Source organism: Palleronia rufa, assembly GCF_000743715.1.
Taxonomy (GTDB): Bacteria; Pseudomonadota; Alphaproteobacteria; order Rhodobacterales; family Rhodobacteraceae; genus Palleronia; species Palleronia rufa.
Map to the genome: position 1 here is coordinate 1 of NZ_JQEY01000023.1, position 16,765 is coordinate 16,765.

Sequence of the window (16,765 nt, forward strand, 5' to 3'; positions counted from 1 at the left end):
TCATGKTMCACCACCAGTCCKCSCAGTGWSAMCRGCYSCGWATSGCMSASMWKCCYGCGCCAGCACGGCCTCGAACCCAGCATGAGCCGGCGCGGCAATTGCCATGACAACGCGGTCGCCGAAAGCTTCTTTCAGTTGCTGAAACKGGAGCGGGYCASAYSYMGSRCCKMTSCGACCWGAGMAGCGKCWMGSCMSSAMSTGTYCGAMKMCATYGMSCTCTTCKAMRRYCCGAAGYGCWASCACACGMMCWMCRKCWTGYKGTCGSCCRKTGAMTYCRAAATCAGRCMKSWGAAMCTSWAMGAKKCAGGTGYYTASSRMWCTAGAGCATGATGAGATWAGCTTGAAGCGTATCCAGTATTGGCGAGGTAGTTCGCGCACTCCTGTGGGCTGAAGCGGTCGAGCAGTGTCCCGATCCTGCGCCACGTTGCCTCCATTGTGCGCTCGGCTGCGTTGCGGAGCATGTGTTTGAGCTTCGAGAAGACCTGTTCAATCGGGTTCAGGTCGGGGCTGTAGGGCGGCAGAAAAAGTAGATGCGCTTTCGCGTTACGGATCGCCTGCCGCACGGCTTGCCCTTTGTGGCTGCCCAGATTGTCCATAACCACCACATCGCCCGGGCGCAGGGTTGGGACGAGCACGTGCGCGACATAAGCCCGGAACGCTTCGCCGTTGACGGGACCGTCCAAAACAAAGGGCGCGTCGATCCGATCATGACGCAGCGCTGCGATAAAGGTCATGGTGCGCCAGTGACCATGCGGGGCCCGCCCGATCAGGCGTTCACCTCTGGGAGCCCAGCCGCGCAGCGGGGCCATGTTGGTCTTGGCCCAGGTTTCATCAATGAACACGAGACGACGGGGGTCGATCCGGCCCTGGTGCCGCTTCCAGCGCACACGGCGGCGGCTCACGTCGGGGCGGTTCTGCTCCTCGGCGAGTTGGGTCTTTTTTTGAACGAGTAGCCCGTGCGGCGCACGAAGGCCCAGACGGTGCGGTAGTCGACCTTGAGCCCGCGCTCGGCCAGTTCCACCACCAGTCCGCGCAGTGTGAACGGCTCCGTTATCCGCTCCAGAAGCCACGCCTCATGCCCGCCTGCAATCTTGCGTGGCGGGTGGCCGCCTGTCCCTGCCGGAGCGCAACTCCCGGTCGCACGCAAACGCTGCGACCACTTCACAACACTGGACGGAGCCACATCCAGGGCCGCTGCGACCTGACGCACGCTCTCGCCCCCCAACAGCCGCGCCATTGCCCTCTCTCGAAGGTCCATTGAAAGTGCTCTACCCACTACTCGCCCTCCATCTTGTGGTCGGCAACAGTGAATCACCAAAATGCAGGCCTGTGAATCCTCTATCGATTCAGGCTGATTTCATCCCGCTCTAGCCGCGGTCGAAATCGCCGCAACGGAAAAGGGGCGGCGCCGAAGCACCGCCCCCTGCCACGGGCCCCGAGGGGCGCCGGATCAGTTCAGGTTGAACACCAGCGACACACCCAGCGTATGGTCGGTCGAGTCGCGGCTGCCGATCGGGTCGGTGTGATACTCGGTCTGCAGGCTGGTGCGCATGGCAAGCCGGTCGTTCAGGGCGATGTTCACGCCGGCGTCGTTGTAAAGCACGGTGTCTTCGCTCGAGGTGATGATCGACGTGTCGATCGAGAAGAACACCTGCTCGTTCAGCGACTGCGAGTAGTTCGAGGAGACCGCAAAGGCCGCTTCGGAGATGTCGTCGCCTTCGCCGGCAACGATGTCGCCGCTCAGGATCGCGTCGTCGATGTTGCCGAAGTTCGAGAAACGGTAGCCCGGGCCAGCCTGGACCGACCACTGGCGATCCCGTTCGTTGATGATCCGGTAGCCAGCGCCGAACCCCAGGAATACGTCGTTCTGGCGGAAGGCTTCTGCAACGTCGGCATTGTCGTCGTCATCGCCGTTGTACGAACCCTGAAGCTTCACGAAGCCGTAGAGCGCCGGCGTGAAATCACGGGTGTACTGAAGGTTGTAGAGCAGGTTGTCTTCGTTGGTCTCGGTGCGGCCGGCGTCGTTCTGCGACTCCGAGAATGCATAGGACAGCGTCAGCTCATAGCCGTTCGTGCCGTCGTAGAAGCCCAGGTTGGCGCCGATCCCCAGGACCGCGGTCTCATCGTTTCCACGCGAAGCGGTGCCGCGCATCGCGACCGATCCGTCGAAGCCCAGCCGGCGGCCTTCGTTGCCGAAACGGTTAAGTTCGCGGTCGCGGTCGTCCTCGATGGCCTCGGCCAGATCCTCGTTACGCTCTTGGGCCGCGGTCTGGCCCCGGCCGGTGGCGGTGCCGGCAAAAGTGTTCGTCTGGGCGACGGCGGTTCCCGCGAAAAGGGCCGCGGCGGCGGTGGCAAGTACGAGTTCGGCAGCTTTCATCGTGTTTCTCCAGGAAAGAAGTATGTCACCGTGAACGCGGGGCAGTTCACCGCAATGCACAGCAATCCGGTACGCCTCCGGCACGAAATCCTAAACGGAATATTAACCAATCGACGTTTTCGCCGACCCTGCGGTGCAACGGTGCAACACGTGTGCCGCTACTCGTGCGGCCATTCTACATCTTCTAGGGTTGAGCGGCCCCGCCGCCGTCGGGGGCGGCGGGGCGAACCTGCTGGAGAGCCGTCAGAGCCTGCCCATGGCGACAGCCGTATCGACCATCCGGTTCGAAAAGCCCCACTCGTTATCGTACCAGCTCAGGATGCGGCACATCGTACCTTCCATCACCTTGGTCTGGTCGGCGTGGAAGATCGACGACCGCGGATCGTGGTTGAAGTCCATGGAGACGAGCTTTTCCTCCGTGTAGCCCAGGATCCCGGCCAGATCGCCATCGGCGGCCGACCTGATCGCGTCGTTGATCTCTTCGACGCTGGTGTCGCGCTCCGTCTCGAACGTCAGGTCCACCACCGACACGTTCGGCGTCGGCACCCGGATCGCCACGCCGTCGAGCTTGCCGGCAAGTTCCGGAAGCACCAGACCCACGGCCTTGGCCGCGCCGGTGGATGTCGGGATCATGTTCAGCGCCGCCGCCCGGCCGCGGTAGAGATCCTTGTGCATTGTGTCGAGCGTGGGCTGATCGCCCGTGTAGCTGTGGATCGTGGTCATGAAGCCGCGCTTGATCCCGATGACGTCGTTCAGCACCTTGGCCACCGGGCTGAGGCAGTTGGTGGTGCAAGAGGCGTTCGACACCACTTTGTCCTCCGCCGTCAGGCTGTCGTGATTGACGCCGTAGACGATGGTCTTGTGCGCGTCCGAACAGGGCGCCGACACGAGGACGCGGGTCGACCCGTTCTCCAGGTGCGTCGCTGCCTTTTCGCGGCTGGTGAAGATGCCGGTGCATTCCAGCGCGATGTCCACGCCGTCCCACGGCAGATCCTTGGGATCGCGGATCGCGGTCACCTTGATCTGGCCGCGGCCCACATCGATCCACTCGTCGCCGGTCGTGACCTCGCCCGGAAAGCGGCCGTGAACGCTGTCGTAGCGCAGGAGATGCGCATTCGTCTCGACCGGGCCGAGATCGTTGATCGCGACGACCTCGATGTCGTCACGCCCGTGTTCGACGATGGCGCGCAGCACGTTGCGACCGATCCGTCCGAAGCCGTTGATGGCGACCTTGACTGCCATGTGTCATCCTCCTGACTGCCGCCGGCCGTCATGGCCGGTCCGTTCCACAGCGGTTCAAGGCCAAATGCCGCCGGGGGTCAAGCTGGAGCGCGCCGAAGGCCGTGCCATCAGCGCCAGAACGCGGTCCAGTTCACCAATCCGTCGAGCTTGCGCATCACGAAAAGCGTGCCGCCCCAGCCATAGGCAAGGTCGCCGGCAACCGCGAGGATCACCGCGAGGGCAAGGAAAAAGGCGATCCGTGACGTCATTTCCAATCCCCATCGCCGACGATCATGGCGACAGCATGGCCAGAGCGGGGCGAATGCGCCAGTATCGGGCGGACGCGACCGGGGCAGGGGGCCAGGATGAGCGATCTTGCCGGATTCACGGGCCGGGTCCTGCTGGCGGCGCTGTTTCTGGCCGGAACGGCGCAAAAGCTCGTCTCTCCGGGTCAGGCCGTCGCGCTGCTGGCGGGGGTCGGCCTGCCGGGCTTCCTGGTCTGGCCCGCGGCGGCGGCGAACCTGGCCGGCGCGCTGTGCCTGATCACCGGTGTCTGGCTGAGGCCCGCGGCGCTGGGGCTGGCGGTCTATTGCATGGTCACGTCGGTGTTTCATTTCATCCCGTCCGACGGGTGGCAGATGTCGATCTTCGTCAAGAACTGGGCGATCGCGGGCGGCCTGCTGGTGCTGGCGGCGGGGGGCGGCGGCAGCTGGCGCTGGCCCCGCGCGCGATCGTGGTAGGCCCGGCAGGACTTGAAGACGATTGAAACCAAAAGGAAAAGTGCCAAATACCAACAGAAATACCAACAAAATCTGCTTTTTTTACCGGGTTCGTCTATCTGTTGCGATACCAACACAGGTTCATTCTGTTGGTATCGCGCAACTCACATTGCAGGCCATTTGGGGGCGTTCGCGGGTGCCATTTGGCCCGGCTCAAATTGCTTGTGGTCAACTTACAGAATGCGACAGGGCGCGACAATCGGCGACAGTCGCCGCGGCATGATCTGGGAACACGCGACCGACACGACAGCACCCTTAAGGGCTGTCGCTTTGAGGTGCCCCTAGATTTGTAGACGCTTTGCCCCCTAACTTTGAGGCGAGGAGGCCGAGATGGGGACAAGCAATTACAGCGACGAGTTCAAACAGGATGCGGTGCATCAGATCACGGTGCGCGGTTATCCGGTGCGGGAGGTATCGCAGCGTTTGGGCGTCAGCACGCATTCTCTTTACAAGTGGCTGAAGTTGTTCGCGGAACCGGTTTCAAAGCCCGGCGTGGATCATGAAGCCGAGAACCGGCGTCTGAAGCGAGAGCTGGCTCGCGTGACCGAGGAGCGCGACATTCTAAAGAAGGCAACGGCGTACTTCGCGCGCGCGTCCCAATGAAGTACGCGTTCATCCGGGCGCATCGCGAAGAGTTCGGCGTTCGGGCCATGTGCCGAGTGCTGCGGGTGCATTTCAGCGGGTTCTATGCATGGCTTAAGGAACCGTTAAGCTACCGCGCACAGGAGGATGCACGTCAGACGAAACTGATCCGACAGGCTTGGGCCGGCAGCGGCAAGGTCTATGGCTATCGCAAGCTGACGGACGATCTGCGCGACCAGGGCGAGCGGGTCTCGGAGAACCGTGTTGCCCGGCTGGCGTCGCTGGCCGGGATCGCTGCGCAGGTCGGCTATCGGCGCCGCCCCGGCCGATATGGTGGCAAGCCTGCGGTGGTGGCCGAGAACAGGCTGGAGCAGTGCTTCGAGGCGTCCCGGCCCGATCAGGTCTGGGTGACCGACATCACCTATCTGCGGACCCATGAAGGCTGGTTGTATCTCTGTGTCGTCATCGACCTGTTCTCCCGTCGCGTCGTCGGTTGGTCCGCACAATCCCGCATGACGACGGATCTGGCGCTCCAAGCTCTTCTGATGGCCATCTGGCGACGAAAGCCGACTGACCGGGTCATGGTACATTCAGACCAGGGCTCCCAGTACACCAGCCGCGAATGGCAGACCTTCCTGCGCCAGCACGGCCTCGAACCCAGCATGAGCCGGCGCGGCAATTGCCATGACAACGCGGTCGCCGAAAGCTTCTTTCAGTTGCTGAAACGGGAGCGGGTCAGACGTCGCACCTATCCGACCAGAGAAGCGGCAAGGCAGGACGTGTTCGAATACATCGAGCTCTTCTACAACCCGAAGCGCAAGCACACGAACAACGGCATGCTGTCGCCCGTTGACTTCGAAATCAGACAGCAGAAACTGAAAGAGGCAGGTGTCTAGGAAACTAGGGGCACCTCACTTCGGGCATTCACGTCGACCGCAGCAACCAAAGAAGTGGGGCTCAGTCCCGTCGCTGGTCCACGCCCCGCCCGCGTCCGGTCCTGAGGGGCGAACGGCATGCGCCGTCCGCCCCGGCCGTCAGATGTCGACCGATTCAGCGATGCTCAGGGCGTCTTCGAGTTCGACGCCCAGATATCGAACCGTGCTGTCCACCTTTGTGTGGCCCAGCAAGATCTGGACCGCGCGCAGATTGCCGGTCTTGCGGTAGATCTGCGCCGCCTTGGTCCGCCTCAGCGAGTGCGTGCCGTACCGCTGGGTTCAAGACCGATCGCCGACACCCAATCATGGACGAGGCGCGCATACTGGCGGGTCGAGACATGCGGTCTGTCGTGGAAGCGGCTCGGGAACAGGAAGGCGCAGCCGATCATCTCGGGCCGCGACACACAGGCCAAGATCGAGGTGCGGGTGTTTTCCGTGACCTCGAACTGCACTGGCTGGTTGGTCTTGCTGTGGATGACGGAGACCCGCTCGCGCACCCGGTCACCGACGACGAGATCGGCGACCATGAGCCGCACGAGGTCGCAGCCGCGCAGCTTGCTGTCGATGGCCAGATTGAACAGCGCCAGGTCGCGCAGGTTGCCCGAGAGTTCGAGGCGCGCGCGGATCGCCCAGACCTGTTTCGGCAGCAGGGGTCGTTTCTGACCGACGAGCCTGCCGCGGTTCCAGGGCCGTCGCTGCGACTTGACGGCGGGGAGTTGGATTTTGGACATGAGGTTTCCTCCGTCCATCCCTCCCCGCCCAGGCGTCGACATCACGCGACCCTTCGAGTTTACCCGCAATCGCGAACGACCGGTCACTGATCCCAGACACAGGGCACAGTCGCCGCGACGCGGCGGGCGGCTTAGAGCCCGTTTTGACGGATGCTGCGATGTAGATGAACGGCGGCTCCAGAGGATCACGCTGCGATCGCGGCGTGATGTTCCGTATGGCTCTAGATCATTCTTTGGCGGTGTTCCGATAGCCGGTGGGGACCCTTGTAGGACGACGTAGGCGTTTCAGCGGGCCATATCGCTGGGGCGCAGCCCAACGATCCGTTTGAGTGAAACCGTCTGGGCTGTCGAGGTCCGCCATGGCCTGTTCTTCACCGCCCTGGTCGCGTAGAAAACACAACAGAAAGACGTGGCGGGAAATCACGTGCAGATGTGCTTTCAAATGCGCGCAGTGCTGCGCGCGAGGCCCAGCCGGACAGATAGGTATGCCGATGCTGGAGCGTCTCATCGACATCGACGCCGGCCTTTTGCTGGCGCTCGACGCATTATTTCGGGACCGGAACGTGACCCACGCCGCCACCCGGCTCGGCATCACCCAACCCGCTTTGTCCGCGCGTCTGACACGATTGCGCGCGATGTTCGAAGACGAGCTGTTCACCCCCGCCACGACCGGGCGCGGGATGGTGCCGACGCCCCATGCCGTCGCGTTGCAGCCGGAGCTGGCCCGGCTTCTCGAACGGCTGCACGAGTTTGCGAATGTCGCCCGCGCGTTCGACCCTGCAACCAGCCCGCGCGTTTTCCGCATCGCGGCGACCGACAATCCCGCCGCAATCCTGGCCCCCGATCTCATCCCATTCGTCAAGGCGCGTGCGCCGAATGTCCGGCTGGCCTTCGTTTTTCCCGACAAGCTGCGGATTTCGCATCATCTGGAACAGGGTGATGTCGATCTCTTCATCGGCGCGGCCGAGGATATAGCGGGTGGGCTGGTCGGCCGGACCCTGTTCGAGGAGGCCTTCTTCACCGCACAGCGCAAAGGCCATCCACGGGGAACGGACCCCGTGAGTCTGGATGTGTTCTGCGCATTGGATCATCTTCTGATCTCGACCAGCGGGGGGAGTTTCTCGGGACTGATCGACGATGCGCTCGCGGCCTCGGGACGCACGCGGCGCGTCACCGTCTCGATCCAGAGCTACGCGCTTGCGCCGATCGTGCTGGCGCAAAGCGACTGCCTGTGCACGCTGCCGCGCCGGTTCCTGCAACGCTTCACCGACGCGCTGGACCTCTTCGAGCCGCCACTGTCGCTGTCGCAGTTCCAGATAAAGGCGTTTTGGCACAAGCGGATGAAAGACGACCCCGCCCATGTCTGGCTGCGCCAGCAGGTTTTCGAGACGGCGCGTCGTCAGGGCCGTCTGGAAACGTGAAACGGCGGTCGGGCATGGCGGTCGCCGTCTCGCTCGTCTCGGATGGCCACTCAATTGTCGATGCGATTGCGATATTCCATCGGATACCAGCCGAACGCCTCATCCTCTTCGGCGCGGATGTGTCCCACGCCCGGGAAGGGCAGATGCGGGGCCGCGATCAGTTGCCGGCTGCCTGCAATGTCGTCGAACGCCTCCATCCGGACCGATCGGGCCTGTTCCGGAGAGACGTCATAGGCGATCGTGATTCTGGGTTCCGGAAACTGGACCGCCGCGACATGCACGATGTCGCCCACGAAGACGATCGACTCACCTTTGCTTGTCACCTTGTAGAACGCGCTTCCCGGTGTGTGGCCCGGGTGGATCGTCGCGACGATGCCGGGCAGAACGGTTTCGGTTCCCGAGAAGGGCGCGACCTGTCCCGCCTTGTCGGCGACGCCGATCGTCTTCGCGGCCTCGTCGAAATATTGTATCGCGTAGCCGGTTTTTTCTGCGTTCGACGGATCGAGGAAAAAATCCGTATCGGGCGCACCGACATGCACGGTCGCATTTGGAAAGACCGGCTGTCCGTCGGCGACCAGTCCGCCGGTATGGTCGGTATGGACATGGGTGATCAGTATGTCGGTTATGTCGGCCGGTTCGATGCCGATTGCCTCGAGACCGTCCAGCAGCCTGCCGCCAAAGCCCGGACCGAAGAGCTGGCCCGCACCGGTATCGACGAGGATCCGCCGTGCGCCATCCTCGATCAGATAGACGTTGATCGACGCCTCGACGGGGTTTTGAAGAAACGATTGCTGGAGCAGCAAATCCACTTCGGATTGCGTCGTGTCCATGAGAAGCTCGTGCAGGTCCTGCGGAACGGTGCCATCCGACAGCGCCGTGATCCGCAGGTCCCCAAGCTGGAACGAATAGCTGTCGGTCATCATCGCCCGCACCGTCGGGCTGCGATCCGACAGGGTCTGGGCCGAGGCCGTAGACGAGAGCGCCATGGCGAGGCCGAGGACGGCCGCGCGCGAAAGAGCGTGGATACTCATGGAAGTCATCTCCTAAAGACGTGTTCTTCGTCTTGCAGAGAATGGGCCGCTCAAATCCGAAACTGAAATTCCGTCGCTGGATCGAACCTATCTGTCTTGTTTATGGGTATGTTGGACTCTACCTCGCATGGACGGCATGGCACGGCGCGTTCGACGTGGCCGTCGGCGCGGTGCAGGCCGTCGAGCTATTCGCTGGGGCCTCTGAGTTGGTCCTGCAAAACTGCACAGTGAGCTAAGGTCTGCTCTTGTGGTGGCGGAAATCCGTCGTGGAGGGATCGGACCTGTCGGCATTCCACGATGACCGCCCAGGAGAAGGGGCCAACCCTGCACCATACCGGAGCGGCGCGAAGGCTCGCCTTTAGAACATTTCCTCATGCACCGCCCTTGCCGCTACGCCCGCCGCCATCAGACCTTCGCGCATCGCGGCGACGAAGGCGGGCGGCCCGCAGAGAAGGAACTCGGCTTGTGTCGTGCCCACGGCGTCCAGCACCCGCTGGGCGTCGAGGCGTCCGGTCCAGTCATTGCCCCGTCGCCCGGCGGCGTCCGGACAGGCCGCGCTGTAGGCCGTCCGCGCCTGCAGGTGGCCGTGCCGTGCCACCACTGCCTCCACTTCCGCGGCGAAGGGATGATGCGCCCGGTCCCGCGCGCCGTGGACGAACCAGACGGGACGATCGGGGGTGGCGGCGGCGCAATGGAGATGCGCCAGCATGGGCGTGATGCCGATACCCGCACTGACGAGGACGAGCGGCACGTCGTCCCGGCCCGGGCCGAACGATCCCGCCGGCGCGGTCGCCTCGACGACCGCACCAACCTCCACCGAGTCGTGCAGCAGGCGCGATACGGTGCCCGTCGGGTCGCGCTTGACCGAGATGCGCCAAAGCCCCGTGCCCTGCGGCCCGCTCAGCGAGTAGGATCGCTCCAGGGGCGGCGCGCCAGGCATGTGCAGGATCGGAAGATGCTGACCCGGCGCGGCGTCGGGCAGGGCCGCGCCGTCTGGGGCGGCGAAGGTGAAGGAAGTGACATCGTCGCTTTCCCGCGTCTTCTCGACCAAACGCAGGCGGCGCACGGCCGCATCCGCCGCGCGCCATCGCAGCGACAGCGCGCCGAGCCGGTCGATCACCGCCTCCACGCTCACGTCGACGTGACGGCGCGCACCGGTGGCGGGGTCGGGTGTCCAGTCGACGGTGGCGCGCCCGGTGACGTGGAGAAGGCCGCCGGTCTCGAAATCCACGAACAGAAGTCCCGCGTGCGGGTCGCATTCGAGGTTGCCCAGCGTGTTGAAGAAATCGTTGCCGGCATAGTCGGGCACGCGCAGGCTGGCCCCGTCCCGCGAGACGGTGACGAAGCCCGGCGGCCCGCCGCGATGCGAGGCGTCCATGCCCGCGTCGGCACCGTCGCCGCGCGTCCCCGTGGCGATGAAGAACGTGTCGGCCGCACGGAGGCGGGCGGCCTGCGCGGCGTCGAGCGCCCCGCCATGGGTCGCCGGTGCGGGCGAGGCCGAGGCACGTTCGACGGGGCGCGGCCAGATGTACTGGGGACAATTGCCGAAGGTCTGATCGACGGCGACGGTCAGGCCGGTAACGTCATTCACGACGCGTCCGTTGATCCGGTTGCGCCGCCGCGTGGCCAGATCGACCCCCAGAAGGCCCACCGTCGCGCCGTCCCTCAGCATGCCTGCCAGCGGATCGTCCGGGCCGGGACATGCGGCGATCTCCATCCGCGTCGGATCGGGGACGGACACGAACCCGTCCGGCCCTTCCAAGATCGTCGCCCAGACCCGACCCACGTCGTCGCGCGCGGCGAGGACGAGGAAGGGCAGCGCTTCGTGAAAGGCGCGGTGCTGGTCGGGTAGATGGTCGCGCACGAAGCCCGCGACATGGGACATGTCGCCCACGCCCGCGCGGGCCTGCACCGCCAGCTCGCCCGCGTGGAACGGTCCGGTATCGGGCCCGGCCACCGCTCAGCCTTCCGCTGCGGGATCTGCTGGGGCGACGAACTCGACCCGCACGCCGCCGGGGATGGCACACATCAGATGGCGCAGCGGTGCGCCGCCCATGGCCTCGGGGGCGAACTCGACGGCGACGTCGTCGCGCGCCGCCAGCCGTTCGTGGACCGCCGCCAGGGCGTCGGCATCCGCGACCGACAGCGCGAGATGGTGTAGCCCGACGGCACCCTTGCGGTCGAAGGCGCGCGCGACGGCGGGCTCCTCGGCCTGCCAGAGCGTCAGCATCACGTGGCCGTCGCTGACGAAGACCGACGGGTAGTCCGGCTTGCCGCTGACCTCCGCGAAGCCCAGCACGCCGATGAAGAAGTCGGCCGTGGCGCGGCAGTCCGGCACGGTCAGGCCCACATGGTGGACGCCTCGGGTGAGTGTGGTCATGTCGAGGTCTCCTGTTGGATCAGTGGCCCAGATCGCCGAGCCCCGGGTGGTCGTCGGGGAGGCGGCCCAGGGGCGAGCGGATGCACGTCATGGTCGCCTCCTGGGGGAGGGTCCGCGTCGCGACGGACGGCTTGCCCATAATGTGGACCACGCGCATGGTGTCGATAATATAGAGCTTCTGTCCTTCACCATTGCAGAGAACGGAGAGGTCCGCCCGTGGATCGCATCGACGAGCTGCGTCTCTTCCTCGCGGTGGCCGAACATGGCGGCTTTTCGGCCGGCGCACGCGCCGTCGGGCGTAGCCCCGCCTCGGCCACACGAGCCGTCGAGGGGCTGGAACGGCGTCTGGGCGTGGTCCTGATGACCCGGACCACGCGCGCCGTGCACCTCACGGGGCCGGGTCGCGCCTATTGCGACCGGGCGCGCGTCATCCTGGAGGATCTGGCGCAAGCGGACGCGACCGCTTCGGGCGCGGGGACCGTCCCGGCCGGACGGCTGCGCCTCACCGGTCCGGTGCGGTTCGGCGTGCTCCACCTCGTGCCCATCCTCGCGTCCTTTCTCGACGCCTTTCCGCAGATCGAAACCGACCTCGTTTTCGTGGACCGGGTCGTGAACCTGATCGACGAGGGGTTCGACGCCGCCTTGCGGATCGGGTCACTGCCGGACTCGGGCCTCGTCGCGCGGCGGGTCGGAGCCGTGCGGCGCGTCGTCTGCGCGGCCCCCGCCTATCTCGAACGGCACGGCGTGCCGGAGGATCCGGCCGACCTGCCGGGGCACCGGATCGTCGCGGCGGGTCAGGAGACCCCGACCGCGGAATGGCGGTTCGGGAACGCCGCCATACGCGTCCGGCCCCGACTGTCGGTCAACGCGATGGAAGCCGCGATCGAGGCGGCCCGGCTCGGGCAGGGGATAACGCGCGTTCTGTCCTATCAGGTCGCCGACGCGGTCGTGTCCGGAGATCTCCGGATCGTGCTCGCCGATCACGAGCCCGCGCCGCTGCCCGTGCATCTGATCCACGCCGAAGGCCGCGCGGCATCGGCCAAGCTGCGCGCCTTCCTCGACCATGCGACGGATGGCCTGAGGGAACGGTTGAGAAACTGACCTATCGGATCGGGCGGAACGGTTAAGCCAGGTATACCTCGCGGGACGTTTCGGCGATTTATAGCGCCTCCGCGGTCTGCATCACCCGCTACCTTGGCACATCAATGCCGCCGGGGGGCGTCCACCCCATCGCTTGCGAACGTTCCATGGCGCGCAATCACGCATCCGCCGCGCAGCGGAAGCCGATGTTCGAAGCACTGGCGGTTTCCTCCTGCGGCAGACGCGCAGCGGGTCGGTAGCGGCGGCAGTAGCACTCGGCGCACAGGAACGAACCACCTTTGATTGCCAGTACCCTGATGCCGTCTACGGGCTCACCCCGTGACGGCGAGCAGCAGGGGCCGGTCGCCGCCGAACGGTCGAATGGCGAGGCCGTCCACTCCCAGACATTCCCAATGGCGTCGTACAGGTTGAAGCCGTTGGGCGGAAACTGACCCACTGGGGTGGAGAAGGGCGGGCCCGAATGCCGTTCATTCTGCCAAGGGAAGGCGCCGAGCCAGATATTCGCAGGCACGCCGTCTCCGGGGTCGAGCGTCTCTCCCCAAGGATAGGTCGCGCTCTGTCCGCCGCCGGCCGCCCATTCCCATTCGATTTCAGTGGGCAGGCGCAGCCGCGCCCAAGTTGCATAGGCGCAGGCGTCGTGCCACGAGACATGCACGACGGGATGATCCGAACGGTCTGCAATGCTGCTACCCGGACCCTCGGGGTGGCGCCAGCACGCTCCCTCGACCAACGCCCACCAACGGCGGGGATCGTGAAGTGGCACCCGCCCCTCGCTCGGCCGGAACACCAGCGAGCCGGGCCGGTAGAACTCGGGCGGCATCCCGGGATGGATCAGCGGGTCGAGCGGCTCCTCGGCGGTCGTCATGTGGCCGGTTTCCGCCACGAACTGCGCGAATTCGGCGTTCGTCACCGCGTTCCTCGCAATCCTGAAGCCGCTCACCTCGACGGTCCTCGCGGGACGCTCCTCGGGGTAATATGAATCGGATCCCATGGCAAACCGGCCCGGGGGTATCGTGAGAAGGTCAGCCCGCATCGGCATCACAGATCCCGAACTCCCGCTCCAATTCCAGCGCTAGGAGGTGCGTCCCCTCCGAAAGCCAGCCCCCCGGAACGCCGCACGATGCCGGCACTCCGCGACGGCAGTTCGACCTGCGTCTCCAGAACTTGGAGGTTGGAACCGAGATTGTCATCCGATCCTGTCAGCACCACGAAACTGAGCATGTCGCTTTCAAGCAGGACGTGCGTGATGAAGCGCAAGGAGTCCGAGCGGAGGCTGATCATCGGCGCCGGGAGATTCTGTGCATGGAACAAGCCGTTGAGGCGGCGCTTGGCGTAGTCCGCTTGGTCGGGCATGGCCCAGTGAAACGCTTCGAGCTCCGCCAGCGAGATGGGCCCGTGTCCTGTGAGCGGATGGCCCTTGCGGCAGAGCACGCTGTAGCGGTCGGTGGTCAGCACCTGGGTGACGAAGGCGTTTTCGGTGCTCGTGTCCGCAATTTCGGTCAGCGCGAATTCTATCTCGCCGGTTCGCAACATGGAGAACAGCGATTGCTCGTAGCCGCCGCGGACGATGATTTCGTAGCCGGGATGGGCGCGGGTCATCCGGGCGACGATGCCCGGCAAATATTGGCGCAGCCAGATCGGACCCACACCGATGCGAACCTCGTGCTTCACCAGCCGCTTGATCGTCTCGATCTCGGTGCGCGCGTCTTCGATCTGGGTGAACACCGTCCGCGCATGCCGATAGAGCGCTTCTCCCGTCGACGTCATCCGCACGCCGCGCGGCAGGCGGTCGAAGAGCTGCGCGTCCAACTCGGCCTCGAGGTTGCGGACGCCGACCGTCAACGCGGGCTGCGAGATGTTGAGCGCCTCTGCGGCGCGGGTGATCGATCCCGCCTCCACAACCGCGACGAAAAAACGAAGATGCCTCGTGTCCAACCGCGCCTCTACACAGGGACCAAGGCTTCACGGTCGCACGGGGGCTTCGCGCTGTCACCTACCAATTGGCCACGCCTGGCGCGCTGCGGTCTTCGGTGGCGGCGATCACGTCGAGCAACTCGGCCTTCAGCCGGCGGCGGGTTTCGCGATGGGCCGGGTCCGCGTAGAGGTTGGACAGCTCGCCCGGATCGTCCGCGATGTGATAGAGTTCGCCCTCCCGCTTGCGCCCGCCGGCCGCGTCCCCGTGGCAGACCACCAGCTTCCAGTCGCCGCGGCGGAACATGGAGCTGTGCACGGGTCGCTTACCCGGGTGGCCGCTGTCTCGGTACTCGCAGAGCGCGAAGTCGCGCCAGTCCTCGCCCGCGTCCCCTCTGGCCATGGGCAGAAGCGAGGCGCCTTGCCCCGACGCCAGCGGCGGACAGCCCGCCGCGTCCAGGTAGGTCGCGGATAGATCGATCCACTGGACCAGTTCTTCTCGCCGCGCCCCTTCGGAGACGATGCCGGGCCAATGCAGGATCAACGGAACCCGCGTGCAGGCGTCGTAGAGCATGGGCCCCTTCAGAAGCTGGCTGTGGTCGCCCAGCATCTCGCCGTGATCGGAGGTGAAGACGATGAGCGTGTTCTCCATCTCACCCGACGCTTCCAGCGCCGCGAGGATGCGGCCGATCTCGTGATCGACCAGCGCGATCATCGCAAAGTAGTTGGCGCGCAATTCGCGGATCTCGGCCTTGCTGTAATCCTCGAAGCCCGGTGCCGCCCCGGCGTAGGACGCCTTGGAATAGGCTGACTGGAGCGAAGGCTTCTCGGCGAGCTCGCCCTCAACCCGGATCGGCGGCGGAATGCCATCGGCGTCGATCAACGCGCGGAATTCCTCCGGCGCGCCGAAGGGGCGATGCGGGTCGAAGAAATTCGCCATCAGGAAGAAGGGTTCATCGGCGCGACGCTCGGTTTCGATAAAGTCGATGCTGCGCTCGGCCACCCAGTGCGAGAAGTGCGCCTCCACCGGCACGGTGTTCATGGGCGTCGGCCCCTTCGCCTTGTTGCCCGCCCCGGCGTTGCTGGGATGGCCCTCGTCGGGGAAGATCTCGTCGTGCAGCTTGGGGAACGCGTGGCTCAGCCATTGCAGGTAGGCGTTCTGACGCGAGCGGTTCTGCGCGCTGTGCGACCATTCGAAAACGCGGTAGCCATCGTTCTCGCTGCGCGGTTCGGTCACGGCATGCTCGCAGGTCGCAAGGTGCTGCTTGCCGATCATCCCGCAATCGTACCCGGCGTCGGCCAGTGCTCGGGTGAACATGTCATGGTGCCGAGGCAACGCCACCCCGTTGGCCCAGAGCCCATGGTTGCGTGGATACGTCCCGGTGAAGAGCGACGCCCTTGAAGGGCTGCACACCGGGCTCTGCACGTAGCAGGCGTCGAACCTTGTCCCCTCGGCGGCGAGCGCGTCGAGATTGGGGGTCACGGCCTTGGCGTTGCCGTAGCAGCCGAGGCTGTCGTGACGCTTTTGGTCGGTGGACCTGTCGCGATTTCGTGCCGCCCCAAGTGCTCGTTTAAGCCACTTTTCTTTCGAATGCGACGGGGCTTTTCCAGCCCAGTGCTGAGTGGCGGCGACGCGGATTGTAGAAGCCATTGATGTATTCAAAGATCGCCACTTCAGCTTGCCGCCGCGTTTCCCATGACCTGCGCCAGATCAGCTCGGCCTTGATCGTCTTGAAGAAGGTTTCGACAGCGGCGTTGTCATAGCAATTGCCCTTGCCGCTCATCGACACCTTGAAGCCATGCTGGCGCAAAAGCTTCTGATAGTCGTGTGAACAATATTGCGACCCGCGATCCGTATGATGGATGCAGCCTTTGGGCGGCGCCCGAAAAGCTATGGCCATGTTCAACGCCCGGATCGCCAAGTCGCGTTTCATCCGGTTGCTCACGGCCCAGCCGATCACACGCCGTGAATGCAGATCGAGGATTACGGCCAGATACAACCAGCCTTCGCGGGTCCAGACATAGCTAATGTCACCGGCCCACTTCTGGTTGGGCGCATCAGTGTTGAAGTCTCGATCCAGCAGGTTCGGCGCGATATTGAACTTGTGATCGCTATCGGTCGTCACCTTGTGTTTGCGGGTTCTGACGACAGATATGCCGTTCTGGCGCATCAAACGGCCCACACGGCGATGACCGACGTCCAGGCCGATCTCCTTCAACTCTTCGGTCATTCGCGGCCTGCCGTAGCTACCAAGGCTCAGGCGGGACTGTTCTTTGATGTGTGCAAGCGTGAGGC

General features: G+C 64.9%; 14 protein-coding genes and 2 pseudogenes. 4 read left to right on the plus strand and 12 right to left on the minus strand.

Annotated features, from left to right (window positions below; translation table 11 throughout):
- Window positions 1–311 precede the first annotated feature (311 nt).
- From KW83_RS20210 to KW83_RS17775, 4 genes are all read right to left on the minus strand, one after another.
- Window positions 312–1,276 (minus strand): IS630 family transposase gene (locus tag KW83_RS20210; RefSeq protein ID WP_161785530.1). Its coding sequence is split into 2 segments (ribosomal slippage): window positions 312–941 and window positions 944–1,276, totalling 963 coding nucleotides; the frame shifts between segments, so codons are not numbered across the junction.
- Between the two features lie 174 nt (window positions 1,277–1,450).
- Window positions 1,451–2,377 (minus strand): DUF481 domain-containing protein, encoded by a 927-nt coding sequence (locus KW83_RS17765; protein WP_036181734.1) that lies wholly within the window; start codon window positions 2,375–2,377, stop codon window positions 1,451–1,453.
- A 243-nt stretch (window positions 2,378–2,620) separates the two neighbouring features.
- On the minus strand, window positions 2,621–3,619 hold the full coding sequence (gap, locus tag KW83_RS17770) for a type I glyceraldehyde-3-phosphate dehydrogenase (protein WP_036181737.1): 999 nt from the start codon (window positions 3,617–3,619) through the stop codon (window positions 2,621–2,623).
- Between the two features lie 107 nt (window positions 3,620–3,726).
- A complete protein-coding gene (locus KW83_RS17775; protein WP_036181740.1) occupies window positions 3,727–3,867 on the minus strand; it encodes a hypothetical protein in 141 nt (46 codons plus the stop codon).
- A 96-nt stretch (window positions 3,868–3,963) separates the two neighbouring features.
- Here KW83_RS17775 and KW83_RS17780 point away from each other — a divergent pair, with 96 nt between their 5' ends.
- Window positions 3,964–4,338, plus strand: a complete 375-nt coding sequence (locus KW83_RS17780; RefSeq protein WP_036181744.1) for a DoxX family protein — start codon at window positions 3,964–3,966, stop codon at window positions 4,336–4,338.
- A 369-nt stretch (window positions 4,339–4,707) separates the two neighbouring features.
- Window positions 4,708–5,855, plus strand: a protein-coding gene (locus KW83_RS17790) for an IS3 family transposase (RefSeq protein ID WP_152563524.1) whose coding sequence is annotated in 2 segments (ribosomal slippage) — window positions 4,708–4,951 and window positions 4,951–5,855 — 1,149 coding nt in all. Because the reading frame shifts where the segments join, the coding sequence is not laid out codon by codon here.
- A gap of 138 nt (window positions 5,856–5,993) precedes the next feature.
- Here the strand turns inward: KW83_RS17790 and KW83_RS17795 are convergent.
- Window positions 5,994–6,625 (minus strand): annotated as a pseudogene (locus tag KW83_RS17795) (tyrosine-type recombinase/integrase).
- A 485-nt stretch (window positions 6,626–7,110) separates the two neighbouring features.
- On the opposite strand from KW83_RS17795, the gene KW83_RS17800 reads away from it, so the two are divergent.
- Complete coding sequence (locus tag KW83_RS17800) at window positions 7,111–8,046, plus strand: LysR family transcriptional regulator (RefSeq protein WP_036181746.1); 936 nt, start codon at window positions 7,111–7,113, stop codon at window positions 8,044–8,046.
- 50 nt (window positions 8,047–8,096) lie between these two features.
- Here the strand turns inward: KW83_RS17800 and KW83_RS17805 are convergent, their stop codons facing one another.
- From KW83_RS17805 to KW83_RS17820, 3 genes are all read right to left on the minus strand, one after another.
- A complete protein-coding gene (locus tag KW83_RS17805) occupies window positions 8,097–9,077 on the minus strand; it encodes an MBL fold metallo-hydrolase (RefSeq protein ID WP_036181747.1) in 981 nt (326 codons plus the stop codon).
- A gap of 358 nt (window positions 9,078–9,435) precedes the next feature.
- Complete coding sequence (locus KW83_RS17815; protein WP_036181751.1) at window positions 9,436–11,034, minus strand: FAD-binding oxidoreductase; 1,599 nt, start codon at window positions 11,032–11,034, stop codon at window positions 9,436–9,438.
- Between the two features lie 3 nt (window positions 11,035–11,037).
- Window positions 11,038–11,457 (minus strand): VOC family protein, encoded by a 420-nt coding sequence (locus tag KW83_RS17820; RefSeq protein ID WP_036181753.1) that lies wholly within the window; start codon window positions 11,455–11,457, stop codon window positions 11,038–11,040.
- A 216-nt stretch (window positions 11,458–11,673) separates the two neighbouring features.
- Here KW83_RS17820 and KW83_RS17825 point away from each other — a divergent pair, with 216 nt between their 5' ends.
- Complete coding sequence (locus KW83_RS17825; protein ID WP_036181756.1) at window positions 11,674–12,558, plus strand: LysR family transcriptional regulator; 885 nt, start codon at window positions 11,674–11,676, stop codon at window positions 12,556–12,558.
- A 157-nt stretch (window positions 12,559–12,715) separates the two neighbouring features.
- Here KW83_RS17825 and KW83_RS17830 read toward each other — a convergent pair whose 3' ends face one another.
- The 4 genes and pseudogenes from KW83_RS17830 to KW83_RS17845 all read right to left on the minus strand — a co-directional run.
- The gene (locus KW83_RS17830; RefSeq protein WP_200879710.1) at window positions 12,716–13,597 is read right to left on the minus strand and encodes a formylglycine-generating enzyme family protein; all 882 of its coding nucleotides are present in this window, start codon (window positions 13,595–13,597) and stop codon (window positions 12,716–12,718) included.
- Complete coding sequence (locus KW83_RS19415) at window positions 13,597–14,493, minus strand: LysR family transcriptional regulator (protein ID WP_051928640.1); 897 nt, start codon at window positions 14,491–14,493, stop codon at window positions 13,597–13,599. The genes KW83_RS17830 and KW83_RS19415 overlap by 1 nt, the downstream gene beginning before the upstream one ends.
- A 58-nt stretch (window positions 14,494–14,551) precedes the next feature.
- Complete coding sequence (locus KW83_RS17840; RefSeq protein ID WP_081904697.1) at window positions 14,552–16,120, minus strand: sulfatase-like hydrolase/transferase; 1,569 nt, start codon at window positions 16,118–16,120, stop codon at window positions 14,552–14,554.
- Window positions 16,041–16,763: pseudogene (locus tag KW83_RS17845) on the minus strand (IS3 family transposase); the annotation flags it as partial. The pseudogene KW83_RS17845 and the gene KW83_RS17840, both read right to left, overlap by 80 nt.
- Between the last annotated feature and the right edge of the window lie 2 nt (window positions 16,764–16,765).

Bases quoted from the DNA above. Each gene is read 5' to 3' on its own strand.
- KW83_RS17765 (WP_036181734.1), bottom strand. From the start codon at position 2,377: ATGAAAGCTGCCGAACTCGTACTTGCCACCGCCGCCGCGGCCCTTTTC.
- gap (WP_036181737.1), bottom strand. From the start codon at position 3,619: ATGGCAGTCAAGGTCGCCATCAACGGCTTCGGACGGATCGGTCGCAAC.
- KW83_RS17775 (WP_036181740.1), bottom strand. From the start codon at position 3,867: ATGACGTCACGGATCGCCTTTTTCCTTGCCCTCGCGGTGATCCTCGCG.
- KW83_RS17780 (WP_036181744.1), top strand. From the start codon at position 3,964: ATGAGCGATCTTGCCGGATTCACGGGCCGGGTCCTGCTGGCGGCGCTG.
- KW83_RS17800 (WP_036181746.1), top strand. From the start codon at position 7,111: ATGCCGATGCTGGAGCGTCTCATCGACATCGACGCCGGCCTTTTGCTG.
- KW83_RS17805 (WP_036181747.1), bottom strand. From the start codon at position 9,077: ATGAGTATCCACGCTCTTTCGCGCGCGGCCGTCCTCGGCCTCGCCATG.
- KW83_RS17820 (WP_036181753.1), bottom strand. From the start codon at position 11,457: ATGACCACACTCACCCGAGGCGTCCACCATGTGGGCCTGACCGTGCCG.
- KW83_RS17830 (WP_200879710.1), bottom strand. From the start codon at position 13,597: ATGCCGATGCGGGCTGACCTTCTCACGATACCCCCGGGCCGGTTTGCC.
- KW83_RS17840 (WP_081904697.1), bottom strand. From the start codon at position 16,120: ATGGCTTCTACAATCCGCGTCGCCGCCACTCAGCACTGGGCTGGAAAA.